Origin of the sequence: Vibrio minamisatsumaniensis, from assembly GCF_050337445.1 — a bacterium.
Classification (GTDB): Bacteria; Pseudomonadota; Gammaproteobacteria; order Enterobacterales; family Vibrionaceae; genus Vibrio; species Vibrio artabrorum.
The window spans coordinates 1-14047 of the sequence record NZ_JAKJSY010000027.1 but is presented as its reverse complement, the minus strand read 5'-3'; the positions used below and the strand labels follow the sequence as shown (position 1 = coordinate 14047).

General features: G+C 42.1%; 12 protein-coding genes. 3 read left to right on the top strand and 9 right to left on the bottom strand.

The window, feature by feature from the left end:
- Positions 1–57: 57 nt before the first annotated feature.
- The 4 genes from L4B77_RS07820 to L4B77_RS07805 form a co-directional block, all read right to left on the bottom strand.
- Positions 58–1344 carry a DEAD/DEAH box helicase gene (locus L4B77_RS07820; RefSeq protein ID WP_429749585.1) on the bottom strand — a complete coding sequence of 429 codons (1287 nt, stop codon included), beginning with the start codon at positions 1342–1344 and terminating at the stop codon, positions 58–60.
- Between the two features lie 318 nt (positions 1345–1662).
- A complete protein-coding gene (locus L4B77_RS07815) occupies positions 1663–1851 on the bottom strand; it encodes a hypothetical protein (protein WP_261839975.1) in 189 nt (62 codons plus the stop codon).
- 301 nt (positions 1852–2152) lie between these two features.
- Positions 2153–3166 carry a TerC/Alx family metal homeostasis membrane protein gene (locus L4B77_RS07810; protein ID WP_429749583.1) on the bottom strand — a complete coding sequence of 338 codons (1014 nt, stop codon included), beginning with the start codon at positions 3164–3166 and terminating at the stop codon, positions 2153–2155.
- Between the two features lie 521 nt (positions 3167–3687).
- Entirely contained in the window at positions 3688–5427 is a 1740-nt protein-coding gene (locus L4B77_RS07805; RefSeq protein WP_429749581.1) for a bifunctional metallophosphatase/5'-nucleotidase, read from the bottom strand.
- A 238-nt stretch (positions 5428–5665) separates the two neighbouring features.
- Between L4B77_RS07805 and L4B77_RS07800 the strand changes: the two genes are divergently transcribed.
- Positions 5666–7345 (top strand): ATP-dependent endonuclease, encoded by a 1680-nt coding sequence (locus L4B77_RS07800; protein WP_372041287.1) that lies wholly within the window; start codon positions 5666–5668, stop codon positions 7343–7345.
- A gap of 211 nt (positions 7346–7556) precedes the next feature.
- Here the strand turns inward: L4B77_RS07800 and L4B77_RS07795 are convergent, their stop codons facing one another.
- The gene (locus L4B77_RS07795; RefSeq protein WP_261839971.1) at positions 7557–8057 is read right to left on the bottom strand and encodes a DUF1097 domain-containing protein; all 501 of its coding nucleotides are present in this window, start codon (positions 8055–8057) and stop codon (positions 7557–7559) included.
- Between the two features lie 204 nt (positions 8058–8261).
- Entirely contained in the window at positions 8262–9167 is a 906-nt protein-coding gene (locus L4B77_RS07790; protein WP_261839970.1) for a LysR substrate-binding domain-containing protein, read from the bottom strand.
- Between the two features lie 258 nt (positions 9168–9425).
- Here L4B77_RS07790 and focA point away from each other — a divergent pair, with 258 nt between their 5' ends.
- A complete protein-coding gene (gene focA / locus L4B77_RS07785; RefSeq protein WP_372065780.1) occupies positions 9426–10877 on the top strand; it encodes a formate transporter FocA in 1452 nt (483 codons plus the stop codon).
- Positions 10878–11252: 375 nt separating this feature from the next.
- Here focA and L4B77_RS07780 read toward each other — a convergent pair whose 3' ends face one another.
- From L4B77_RS07780 to L4B77_RS07770, 3 genes are all read right to left on the bottom strand, one after another.
- Positions 11253–11822 carry a YceI family protein gene (locus L4B77_RS07780; RefSeq protein ID WP_261839968.1) on the bottom strand — a complete coding sequence of 190 codons (570 nt, stop codon included), beginning with the start codon at positions 11820–11822 and terminating at the stop codon, positions 11253–11255.
- The gene (locus tag L4B77_RS07775) at positions 11819–12358 is read right to left on the bottom strand and encodes a cytochrome b (protein ID WP_429749577.1); all 540 of its coding nucleotides are present in this window, start codon (positions 12356–12358) and stop codon (positions 11819–11821) included. Before L4B77_RS07775 ends, L4B77_RS07780 begins: the two co-directional genes overlap by 4 nt.
- 168 nt (positions 12359–12526) lie before the next feature.
- Complete coding sequence (locus L4B77_RS07770) at positions 12527–12772, bottom strand: DUF2164 domain-containing protein (protein WP_261839966.1); 246 nt, start codon at positions 12770–12772, stop codon at positions 12527–12529.
- A gap of 237 nt (positions 12773–13009) precedes the next feature.
- Here L4B77_RS07770 and L4B77_RS07765 point away from each other — a divergent pair, with 237 nt between their 5' ends.
- Positions 13010–13642: a hypothetical protein gene (locus L4B77_RS07765; RefSeq protein ID WP_261839965.1), complete on the top strand. Its 633-nt coding sequence runs from the start codon at positions 13010–13012 to the stop codon at positions 13640–13642.
- Positions 13643–14047 lie beyond the last annotated feature (405 nt).

The window sequence follows — 14047 nt, the reverse complement described above, 5'->3', positions numbered from 1 at the left end:
AAACAAAAAAGGCGCAACTACGCGCCTTTAAAAACTCTATTTTTTACTGACTCAATATCAGTTATTTCTCAACCAAACATCGTGGTTTTTAGGGGTTTTCTTCTTTTTCTTCTTGCCTGTACCCGCCGGTGGCGCAACAGGTTTTAGTGCTGCGATCAGTTGAGCTGTCGCTTCTTCATCCACTTCAAAGCCTTCAATTTGCTCACGCTCAAGACGGATCTTGTTCTTCTTCTCGATGATTGTGAAGTGATGGTAATCTTCGTGGTCGATCAAAGATAGCGCTAAACCCACTTCCCCCGCACGACCACTTCGGCCAATACGGTGCATGTAGTCTGATGGGCTACGCGGTAAGTCAAAGTTGATGACGACTGGTAGCTTTTCGATATCCAGACCACGTGCTGCGATGTCTGTCGCGATAAGAACGTCAATCTCGCCAGATTTGAAATCTTCTAGGATACGTGTGCGTGAACCCTGCCCTTTGTCACCGTGGAATACTTCAGCGATGATGCCGCGCTTATAAAGCTTGTCTGCTAGATGCTCACAGCTGTTCTTCGCATTAACGAAGATCAGAGCTTGTCGCCATTGGTGTTGCTGAATTAGATGTGCGAGTAACGCGGTCTTACGGCCTTTCTCTACTTCAAATACACGTTGAACCAGTGTGCTTGCATTGGCACTTTGAAGTTGAACTTCAATAGGATCGTTCAGTAGTTCATGAGTCAGCGTTTGAACTTGCTCTGGAAACGTCGCAGAGAACAATAAGGTTTGTTTCTTGCTTGGCAATAACTTTAAGATCGCATCAAGTTCTTCGGTAAAACCTAGGCTTAGCATTCGGTCAGCTTCATCAAGTACTAACGTTTTTACTCTGTCTAGCTTGATTGCGTTACTAGAAATGAGATCAAGCAGACGACCCGGTGTTGCCACCAAAATATCAGTGCCACCACGTAGCGACTGCATCTGAGTATTAACCGACACACCACCAAACACACAAACGGTCTTAATCGCACCATTGAAATGCACAGCGTAAGATTTAACGCTGTCAGCCACTTGCTTAGCAAGCTCACGAGTAGGAACCAAAATAAGGCCTGAGACAAAGTTACCTTTGCCTGAACGGCGGTCTAGAGGCGCATCTTCATGGACCTGTTGTAATAGCGGTAATGCGAATGCTGCGGTTTTACCAGAACCGGTATTGGCGCCTGCAATTAAATCGCGTCCTGCTAACACACTTGGAATAACTTGCGCTTGGATAGGCGTTGGCTGTTGGTATTCAAGCTCAGATAAACGAGCCATCAAAAGAGAGATTAAGCCAAGATCAGAGAAGTTGGTTGGTGTTGTGGTGTTAGTCATTAATTGCAGGAACTCAAAGCTAAAATAATAGCGCGCTATACTAACGTATTTCCGCGCTATTACGTAACTAAATCGCCCTTTTGCTTATCAAAAACATATTTGAATCGGCCCCTCAGTAAGCAGCAGTGAACAATGGTTTATGCCATCCGTTCATCACAGTTAAGAGAGGTTTCATTCGGTTGTCTAAGTGGCCGCTGACCTTGCGCAATCGAAAGCCTATCATGCAGCGATTTTCTTTCAGATACAAAAACGCCAACTTCAAAAGCTGGCGTTTTTTTTAAATTCTATATTTCTTTATTCTTATGCATCGCGCTGAAATTAAAGGTTGATACCGATATCTCGTTGCATGTGACCTGATAGATCGCTTGCGTAATTACTGCGTGGAGCATTGTCTACGAATAGAATATCGAAAATGTGTGCAATCAGTCCTTTGAAGTTAACCGAGTAGGTCTTCTTATCCATAGAGTTAGGAACAGCGATAGTATTCATTTGCATTGCTTGAGCCATGATTGCCTCTCTATAAACTTGTTGATGTAATTCGTTTTGATGACAAGAATAATAGACGATCTTTTGCTGGTTAAAAAATGACTAAAATTGGATTGTCAGATTAGTTTTTCTTATGATACAGACCGTTAACAATATTGCCAAATATATATTCACAATCAATGATTACAAATTCACACTTGTGCTTAGTTCATGCATTTAGTACAAATAAACTTCAAATAACAATGGTTGATGTTACAAAATATTTACACAAATAAATTCCTCACTTCATCAACCACGTATTCACTATCGACTTTTAGATAAGTTATATTTGTTTTTGATTGACGGGTTTAGCGACTGGTTTTTCAGCATAAATCGACGCTATAACCGCCACCGTCATTGTGGAAATCAGCACAGCCAATGACCAATAAGTTGGGATAGCCCATTCACTGTCAACCAATAGCATTTTCACACCGATGAACACCATAATAAATGCCAGTGCAGGTTTCAAATAGATGAACTTATCCATCATACCTTGCAGCACAAAATACAACGAACGAAGGCCAAGTAGCGCAAACACGTTTGCAGCGAGGACCAAAAACGGTTCTTGTGTTACCGCAAAGATCGCAGGAATAGAGTCCAATGCAAACATCACGTCCATCACTGCTATCGCACCGATTACCAACATCATTGGAGTGAATGCCCATTTAGCCCCCTGTTTAACCAATAACGCAGGACCATGGAAATCCTCGGTTACCGGCATCACTTTACGAAGTAGCTTTTCAGGCAGTGCATTCACACTCTCCTCTTCACCCTTATCTAACGCCAGTTTAATACCAGTACCAATCAAGAACGCCGCAAACACGTAAAGTACCCAGTGGTATTCCGCTAATAGTTGCGCACCAAGTGCGATCATGATGGCACGAAGCACTAATGCGCCAATGACGCCCCAAAGAAGTGCGCGAGGTCTCAAATGCTCAGGCACTTGGTATTGAGCAAAAATCATCGCAAAAACAAACAAGTTGTCCACACTAAGGGATTTTTCCAGTAAGTAACCAGTAATAAATGACACCGTTGCTTTTTGCGCGGTGTAGTCACTGTTCGGCGCGTAAATATCCCAAAATAGGTAAATAGAGCCAGCAAACATAAACGCGAGTACAAACCAGAAAACACTCCAGATCGTCGCTTTCTTGATCGTGACGTTACCGCCACGTGTCTGATAGATGTCAATTGAGACGAGAACAATCGTCAGCAGGAAAAAACCTACATAAGTCGCCATGATTGGCGATGAAAAAAAGGATTCACTATTGGTGGTTAATAGAGATTGAGTTGAGTTCATTATTCCTCCGGGCGGAAGAACTGTACAAAGACCTTCCGCAAACAGAACATATCAAGTTCCACTGCGGATCTTGACTGCGATTGCGTTGGTCTCGTTGAAGTGAAATATGGGATTTCACCTTTACACACCGGATAGGTTTTTGGCCTAACGAGATGACGATATGTAAACTTGCGCTAACTACTCCCCAAACGCGTGGATAGTATTCCCGAATTTGGATTTCGTCTACATAAATCTGAACAAAAAAACAAAAAAGGAGCAAACTGCTCCTTTTTTCTTTATCGCGATGTCACACGCATTAATCAACAGAACACGAGCGACTCTACCATCCTTCGACAGCGTCTATAATCCGGCCGCAGGTACCCAGTATACCAACGCAGACCAAACCGACACCCAACCAACAACAGCGGCAGCGTCCAACCAATCTTTCTTATCCATGCTTTTCCTCCACAGGACGTTACCCACAGAACAAAGCATAAACAGTGCCAATTTCACAAACCTAAAATAGTAATATTCAGATGAATTTACTTAAAACACTCCATGCAATTCAACGGTTCATTGTGCTGCAGTGACTCAGGGTGATCTTGTAAAAATTCAATAAAGCAGTCCGCCATTGAGTCTGTAGTCACAGTTCCATCACCAATCATATCCAGAACGGCGTTATAGCCTTCCTTGCCCTTCATTGTATAGGCTGATGATGCCCCTCGATAAATTTTATCACGAGACACTGCTTGCCAACCTGATGCTTCCGAGCGTATTTCTAGATGGTGAATACGGTGTCCTAAAGGGGCTTCTTTGTGATAGCAAAATCTCAAATTGTAGGTATAAGGAAAACTGCCAGAACCCGTGCCAACGACACCATTATCTAACGCATTATTAATTGCACCTTCAAGCATATCTGCAATCGTTTCACCTTTAACCTCATAAACACCAATGGGTACGGCAAACGGTAGTAATTTTCCGGCAATATCGGCAACTGAGACATCTCCACTGTTGAGAGAGTTCCTTACGCCTCCAGAGTTATGAATGGCAAATTCTACGTTGTGACCTTTCTTATTCATTCGATAATGAAAGGACTGAGCGACCAAAGGCGCGAGTTGGCTTGGTCCTTGTTCATCCGGAATACGCACATGTCGGAGTTTCGTTTCTGCGTGGGCAATCACTTGTTGTTGAAGTTTCCTAACTCTAGGCTGATATTTATCGGTAAGAATACTTTGTAGTTCTGGATCTTTCTTACACACTGCAATATTTTGATGATTGTTTAAGAACTCACACGCCAAATCGTGGGCACCATCTTGACCGACTTCACTCAATTTGGCGTCTATAAACAGGCGGCGTCCCAGCAGCAGTTCATTTTTACCATTAAAGTGAATAACCTTACCTGCAGAGTCAAATTCAATTTCACAGTGCCCCAAGCTCATTGCATGAAAACCCGCTTGGACGACGTATGTGTCGCCGACTTTAACACCATAGTCATCGTCTTTTACTAAGCCAATATCAGAGAAGTCACCTTGCAATCGATGACTATGCCCGCCAACAATCACACCGATGCCTGCTACGTTCGCTGCGAGGTCTAAATCGGCTTCGTAACCAAGGTGACTCAGCAGTACAACCTTATTGATGCCAGCGCGGTGAATTTGATCAATGGTCACTTTTGCCGTTTCAAGTGCGTTTTCAAATGGTGTATCAATATCAGGATTTGCTATGCCCGCCATTTGGTCAATGCTTAAGCCAAATATTGCCACTTTTTCTCCGTCAAAATCTTTGGTGATGAACGAAGCGCTACGAGTTTCGGTCTGGTAAGACTTAACAAGGTGGTTATTCGATAAGGTATGAGCTTTATTGATATCCTCATTCGATAAATTCCAGTTACCCGCCAACAATGGAAATTGGATTCTCTTCGCGAAAATAGCAACCGGTTCATTGCCCATATCAAGCTCGTGATTTCCGAGCGTCATAGCATCAATATTCAGTGCATTTAACAGGTCAGCATTGGCTCTTCCTTTAAATAGAGAAAAATACAAAGTCCCTTGGAAGCAGTCTCCTGCGTGCAGGAACAAGGTTCCGATCTTTTGACGTTGGGCATCTTGTTCTATTTGTTTAAAACGTGTTGAAATTCGAGCAAAACCACCAGCACTGACATAAGGCTCTATGATATGGCCGTTCATTTTAATTGATAGCTGTAAAGAGGTAGGTTCAAAGTATGAATGAGTGTCATTGATGTGTGCCAACACTATTTTTGCTGGCTTATTCTTTTTAGTCATATTCTTTTCTCTCATTGTCCCTTCATACTAGGTTGAGAATCATGACAGAATCGTGAATTTTATGAAACTACACTGCAAAAAAATACTCAAGATAGATCAAAACTGTCTTTGTGCACCGTATAACTAAACAACGTGTTTTGTGACAAGAGCGCATACTGGAAGTTAATTTTTCGATTATGATTAAAGATATCTGTTAGCTTTCAAATAATTAGCTGCGTCTTCCGTTAGGAGTAAGCTTATGCAACTAGAAAGAATCGAGATTTCTGGCTTTCGAGGTATTAAGCGTATGTCGCTCGCGTTTGATGAGCTAACCACGCTGATAGGTGAAAATACGTGGGGTAAGTCTTCATTATTGGACGCCCTTTCCGTCGTTCTGCCTTCAGACGGCGTGCCATATCACTTTGAAATGACCGATTTTCATGTCGATTACTCTGTTTCTCACACACAGTCTCAACATCTGCAAATTGTTCTCGCGTTAAAAGCCAACGATAAGAGTGAACTTAATGCGGGTCGTTATCGCAAACTCAAACCTATTTGGGTTCAAGATGAATTCGGAGTCTTCCGCATCTACTATCGAATCAGTGCGACATTAGAGCAGTACGAAACCACCACTCATTATGCATTTTTAGACATAGAGGGTAACCCGTTAAAACTGCATCATTCGCAAAAGCTTGCTCAAGAATTAATGACATTGCACCCAGTGATTCGCTTACGAGATGCTAGGCACTTCGAGCGTCCTTTTCACAATAAAACACCCAATAACGGAAACGGAAATAATACGAGCAATGGCGCAAATGGTAATGGGCGTCAGGCTCGAATAGAAAAGCGTATTGATAATACCTGTCGTCGTTTAATGGCCATTCCTGGCCATGTTAACAAAGGTGAAATGCGCAGCAGTCTTGAGTCAATGCAAAGCCTTATTGAACATTACTTTTCTTTCAAAAGCACTTCTCGTCGTAACCCAAGAAAACAGAGAGATGGCTTACTTTATTCGGCTGGTGCAAATGATAAAAGCATTCATCAATTAGTCGAAGAGACCAAAAACAAACAAACTCGACTATTATTCATGGGGTTACTGAATGCCTATCTACAAGCCAAAGGGCCGAACGAATTAAGACGATGCGCGCGCCCTCTTTTGATCCTCGAAGATCCGGAAGGCCGATTACATCCAACCCACTTAGCCAGAGCATGGAGTTTGATGCAGAAATTACCGATGCAAAAAATTCTCACCACAAACAGTGGCGATCTTCTCGCGGCGGTACCGCTACAATCAATACGTCGATTAGTTCGTCACTCAGACAAAACCATCGCTAACCAGCTCAATATGAACCATTTCAGTAAAGATGAGCTAAGACGAATCGGCTTTCATATTCGCTTCCATCGCTCTGGTGCTCTGTTTGCTCGCTGCTGGCTATTAGTGGAGGGAGAAACGGAAGTTTGGCTGTTTAATGAATTAGCGAACCAATGCGGTTATAACCTTGCAGCCGAAGGTGTTCAAATCATCGAGTTCGCGCAATCTGGGCTCAAAGCACTGATCAAGGTCGCACAAGAGTTTGGTATCGACTGGCATGTGGTCACCGATGGCGATGCCGCCGGTAAAAAGTACGCGGCAACCGTGTTGTCAAAGCTTGGCCATGATCAAGAACGTCATCGCTTGACCGAACTGCCTGAAAAAGACATCGAGCATTATCTATATATGAATGGGTTTGAGAGCTTTTTCCGAGACATGGTTAAGATCCCATACGATCACCCTATCCCGCCAAAGAAAGTCGTCGCCAAAGTATTGAAGAAACATGCAAAACCCGACCTTGCGCTCGCTATTGTTTCTCATTGTGAGGATCAAGGACAAGCCTGTATTCCGCTGTTGTTGAGATGGACACTAAAACGCGTAATTACCATGGCAAATGGCAATACCTAAACAGAATTTGTTTGATAGGGACTATCAGTTGGTCTGCTGATGAAATCTCTAACTTATTAGCGTCACTCAAACAAAAAGGCACACCGAGTGGTGTGCCTGGACCAATTCATTGGGGTTATCTGACAAGATTACACCGTAGCCTTACCCTACAATCATCGCTTTCTAACGCCATTATCGAGCGTTTTAACTCACGAAGATGACCCATTATTGACTACGAACGGCATTTTACCTGTTTAGCATGTTGTGCAACCACTTCTGAAGATTGAGTCGATTTCTCGTGAAGCCATAGCCCCGTTGCTTTCATCAAGTATCCAAATACACCACCAAGCAGTAAAGATGGCACCACAAGTTGCCAATCACCACCTGCCGCAAACGTCGCACAACAACCAATGAAGGTTCCCGGGATATAACCTAACCACGCTTGTTTTGCTTGGATGCACATAAAAAAAGCCACAATAGCGGTAATCATATAGCCTAAAATCTCTAACCCCGCGAAGGTTGAGCTTTCGATAATCACCATCGCCCAGAATACGCCTGTCATATTCGTTAATAAGCTACCCGCTAACCCTTTCACACCGCCTGTTGGGGATGCGAAATAACTGGTGCAACCTAAGAAACCTGCCCATGACAATAGGCCAAAAGAGATAGCAATCCACCCCCATAGACCAGACAATATACCCGTTGTTAATGAAATCGCGACTAATGTACTCATACTATTTCTAAAGCCGAATTATAGGAGTTTCTACAACCGGATTTAGCCTCACTTAAAATCAAGTAGGTATACTATGAGAAGCTCCCCTTTTTGATGAGGACCTGTATCACATTAATAATGTATGAGAATGCACATTTATCACAAAAAAGAGACTTAAATCACCAATTCAACAATAATCGTTATAATTACTTTGTCTATTTGGCGCTAAATAATAGAAGACTTACCTTTCATCATTCGCTTTCCCTCTCGCTTAAGACACTCAGCAAGTGGATTCTCTGCCATATCAGCACGCCAAATAAAGGTTAACGTTCTTTCCATTTCAAGATCAGGCACGTTCAACGTCACCAGTTGTCCTGACTCAACAAACGGTTCAACATCGAGATAAGGTAGGCACGTTAAATATGGGCCGTTTGCAACCAAACTTCTTAGAACAGGGATGTGTTCATACTCTCGCCATACATCAAGATCGGCAATAAAATGATGAATAGAGCTATCAAAAACTTTGCGAGTCCCTGAACCATGTTCGCGCAATACCCATTTCGCTTGCTCTAATTGTGCCAAACTCACCCGTTCTCGCTTCGAAAACGGGTGATGTGCTGATGCCACGACCGTCAAATGGTCAGTACACCATACTTCTTGGTGAACACGATTGTCATCGCAGCGACCTTCGATAACACCTAAGTCATATTGATAATCTAATACGCCATCAATAACCGCTTGGGTACTTTGCACGCCAAGCGAGATCCGCATCTCTGGAAAGTCATTATCAATAATACTGATAAGGTCAGGAACGAGGTGTTCCGCAGGAGTTTGACTCGCCCCTAATTTAAGCTCACCACTCAATAAATGTTGCTCGTAGAAACCCATTTCAATTTGCTTAGCATCTTGCAGTAAACGCTTCGCTTTAGGCCTAAGCCACATGCCCCAATGAGTCAATGCCATTTGCTTGCCTTGCCTTTCGAATAAAGGCCTACCGAGCATTTTTTCCAGCTGTGCAAGCGACATACTTGTCGCCGACTGAGTCAGTGCCAACTTGTCTGCGGCGTGACTCACACTGCCTGAATCCGCTACTGCATCAAATACCGCGAGTTGTTTCAATGAATAACGCAAAATTCATCCTTAATTTTTAAATACTTAATGTCCGAATACCGGTTTTTCTGTCACGACAAAGAGCGCTCAATTTCATTCTACTCTTAACAAAATCGATATCAATAAATCTGATGTAGTTTCTAAAAATTATCAATTTTACCTCTGTCTCATCACACCCTAATCTGAAATGGCAGGACACAACATACCCTGTCAAACATTAGGAATAACTCAATCATTAACACAAGGGATTAAACATGACCGATTGTTCAAGGGGCGGATATGACCATAAGTACTTCTAAAAATGATCAACTGTTCTCACCATCAGAAATGATGGCGCAAGCAGAGAAGTTCGCATTAAGCAAAGCACATAAAACCGACAGCATGATATTGAGCTTGGCAATCATGGCCGGTGCATTCATAGGACTCGCTTTTTTATTCTACATTACCGTTACCACGGGTAGTGCTAACACAGGATGGGGATTGAGCCGCTTAGCGGGCGGGCTTGCCTTTAGTATGGGTTTAATCTTGATTGTGATTTGCGGTGGAGAGTTATTCACCAGCTCAGTGCTATCAAGTATCTCATGGGCCAACAAGCAGATAACGTTCAACAAGATGATGTCTATCTGGGGCAAGGTCTATGTTGGTAACTTTATTGGTGCCATGTTCCTTTTGACTTTGGTCAGCGCTGCCGGCCTATATCAACTTGATGGCGGACAATGGGGGTTGAATGCTCTGAATATCGCTCAACACAAGCTTCACCATAGCCCTATTCAAGCTTTCGCTCTGGGTGTGCTTTGTAACTTATTGGTTTGTTTAGCGATCTGGCTAACCTTTAGTTCAGCAAATGCGATGACCAAAGCAATGATGACCGTATTGCCCGTAGCAATGTTTGTGAGTTCAGGATTTGAACACTGTGTGGCGAATATGTTCATGGTCCCACTAGGCATCACCATTCAAGCATTCGCGCCAGAAAGTTTTTGGATGCAAATTGGCGCGACACCAGCCCAGTACGCAGACCTAAATATCATGAAATTTGTTACCGCAAACTTAATACCGGTGACAATCGGTAACATCGTAGGCGGCTCAGTATTGGTTGGCTTAGCCAATTGGAGCATTTACCGACGCCCACAACTTAAAGCAGCAAAAATTAACGCGATTACACAAACAACAGAAATTACGTCAGTTAAGGAAATCACTATGAATACAGCAACTACTATTAAGCACATCATGAATACTCAACCAATGACACTGAGCGTAGAAATGCCAACATCCGTTGCGATCGATTCACTTTTAAACGCGCAACTTGTTAGCGCTCCTGTCTGTGATATAGAAGGTCGTCTAGTGGGTATATTTTCTGTTCACGATGTAATGGTTGACCTTTGGTGCCAAGACTATATCCCGACGCAAGGTCAAAAAGTCGTCGATCTAATGAGCCGTGATGTTGTGGCTATCGATGTTAACGATAAGCTCGTCGATGTTGCTGAGTTCCTATGTATCGATAAAGAGCAGCTTTACCCAACAACAAGCATGGGGTTTGCAACTCGCCTAACGTCCCTTTCTCTAGAAGAGCGTGCTAAAGCGATGAAAGTAAGCCAACCACATATGCTGCCAGTGTTAGAAAATGGTGTGATGGTCGGGGTGCTGACTCGCATAGAAGTAATGCTGGCACTCCGTCCAATCTACGGTGACCGACTCAACGTGGTTCCTCAAGCTCAACTAGAAACGGCTTAAATAGCGACTGTTTACAAGGCAAGCGCTTCACTAGAAACAAAGTAACGAATCCTAGGTTGAACTATTAGGGATTAGTAGTTCCATTAGATAACTCAGTCATGGCAACGTTGACTGGCTAGAGACAAATGGCGGCTTTTAACGTACTAAACGGTTTGACACAAAACAGACCTAAACGCGTTGCCATTGACCTCAATAAAAAAGGCGTAAAGTTTTCACTTTACGCCTTTCTCTCTTTCCAACTGTCGCTCTAGATATCGAATAAACGGTTTAATACATCAAAGCTTTCATATCTATTAATAATCGCGATAGCTGGGTTAGCCTGATGAGTAAGTTAAACAATAACTTCAGTAACCAACAACATTATCCCCTAATTGGTTACTTCTTTACGCCTTCAACGTGTAGATCCATATCGACATAGCTTGAAGCACCCATTACTGGAATGTTGAAGTCAGCAAGTTCTAAACGAGTTGTACCAACGAAACCTGCACGCTCACCGCCCCATGGGTCTTGACCGGCACCGATGAATTCAGCTTCAATAACGATAGGCTTAGTGACACCGTGAAGTTTAAGGTCACCCATAACTTCAAGTTTGCCGTCGCCTTTATCAACCACTTTTGTACTGTTGAATGTCGCCTCTGAGAACTTACCAGCATCAATAAAGTCAGAACTGCGGATATGCTTATCACGTTCTGCGTGGTTTGAATCAAGACTCGTAGTATCAATTGTCACGTTTACTTTAGATGCTTCAACATTACTTTCGTCAAATGAGAAGTCACCAGAGAACGTGTTAAAACGGCCTTGAATAAAACTGTAACCTAGATGGCTAACTTTAAAGTTAACTGAAGCATGCGCACCTTTTGTATCAATCACGTAATCGGCGGCGTTCGTAGTGAAAGGCATTGCCATTGCAAATGCTAATCCTGTCGCGATAATTGACTTTTTCATTTTGAAGCTCCTATCATTTTTCGTAGCGTATCGTCTTTGTCGACAACGTGGTGTTTTATCGCCGCTAAGGCGTGCACTGATGCCATGATGATCAGTACCCAGGCAGCATAGTAGTGAACCGTCCCTGCAAGATCAGATTGGTTAGCAAACAGTTCACCCATGCTTGGAACAGTAAACCAATTGAAAACGTCGATCCCGCGGCCATCTGATGTCGAAATCAAATAACCAGAAATAAATAAAACCGCTAAGTTAAGGTACATAAAACCATGAACGATCTTCGCGGCTAAAACTTCGTAGCTTTTACCTTCCACCCTAGGTGACACGGTAACAACTTTCCAAAGAAAGCGAATAACGGTAACAGTAGCTAAAAGGATACCAACTGAACGATGATAGTCTGGTGCTGTTTTGTACCACTCACTGTAGTACGAGAGATCAACCATCCACAGGCCTACACCAAATAAGCCAAAAATCGCGAGTGCTGATGCCCAATGCATTATTCTTGCTAGAGGGTTATAATTTTTAACGTTGTTTTCCATGCCTCTCTTCCAAATGTTAACGATGAGTATCGTTTTGAAAATCGTGCTCTACACCAAATCTGTGTAACATATTATTTACCACGTTTTAGATTAGTTACATCATTTCAAATCAAACGAGTTATTCAAATTTTTTGAACAAGTGATTTTTCAAACAAGTGTGCGTTGCCTCTAAATCTCAACAACCTGTTCGATCTCATAGAGCTCGTCTGAAATATCTAACATTTTACGTTCTATGACTGTTTGAGCATCTTCAATCCCTTTATTGTAGTAAACCGCACCAAATTTTTTACTTATGAAGTCAACCAAAAATTCTGTATCAAACTGACCAAGCTCAACATCGAGTTCATCTTGTAAGTACTTTTGAAGCGTATGTACAAGTTCAGACTTTTGTTTCGAATCCAATTGAATAGACATAAATGTTTCCTAATAATGATTAAGTAAATCAACTGTTAGCGATAAATGGGGATTATGTTAACTTATTATAATTTAAGATAATTACGAATAGAGAGCTATTGTTATCGTTAAAAATGCGCTGTATTGCCTAATTTTGATAGAGGGATCAAGAACTCGCACTTTGACCATAGGTAATAACACAGCAATTACCGTACTATGGACTATCAACAAGATAACAACTGTGTATGAGGGACTTCATTGTTATTAGATCTAGTGATTCAAAGCGTCAGTCAGTTTCAAGAGGATTGTCTAAAACTCTGTGAACATCATTACCCTACAGTACACAATCAAGGGATCAGTGAGCACCACATCGGCAAAGCCTTCGCTCGGCGAATGGAACATACTTTTGTTAATTTCAATCATGTAAGTAGTGTCAGCCCACTTGAAATGCTTTCCTCCGGAGAAAACCCTCGACACTTCCGAATTTCGTCTGAAATAGGCACAGTTTGGGTGATCAGTCACCACATGGTCAGCGCTGGAAAAACATGTCGTAAAAAGTTGATGTTGGATATTCATAACTGGCAGCAAGAGTATGGGTTTGCAATCCAACCCAACGACCTTTTAATTATTGTTTCTGACCACTGGATAAGCCGAAGCAAAAACAGCGGCGAACTGTTGCACTGGTGGATGGGAGAACTCCCTGATGAAATAACAGAATACAGCCAACAGGGTATCACGCTAAGAGAGAGTGATTCTCAATTCGCGATTGATTTGAATAACAACTTCAAAATTAGCCCATGTTTCATTAAGTTTGGGCACCCTTTAAAACGTTCAGGAAATCAACAATTAGTTCGTAAATATCTACAGCTTTATGCCGTACTTCAATGGTAATAAAAGTAGCGATCAAATTTAGACCCGCACTCAAGATTTGTTAAACTAAATCAATATTTAAGAAACGTTGCATGATCTCAGCTTTTAGTTTCATCATTGAATGTTGTTTACATATATACTCTTTAAAACCATAGTTTAATACCCGAGGTCAGATCAGAACCTTAACCATACCCCCTCAGTTGCATATTCATTCTAGCCTTATATTTACTCAAACGAATAAGATACAGGCCTCTCTCAGTACTCACAATTTGTTAACGTCGCAGTTGGCGACTTTACAATAAGTAATTAAAAATAGAACAAAATGTAAAAACACTGAGCACTTCGCATTGTGATTATGTGCCATTTGTTATGAATATATATTAAAAGAATTCACTCTATATTTTATTTTCACTCTATATTTTATTT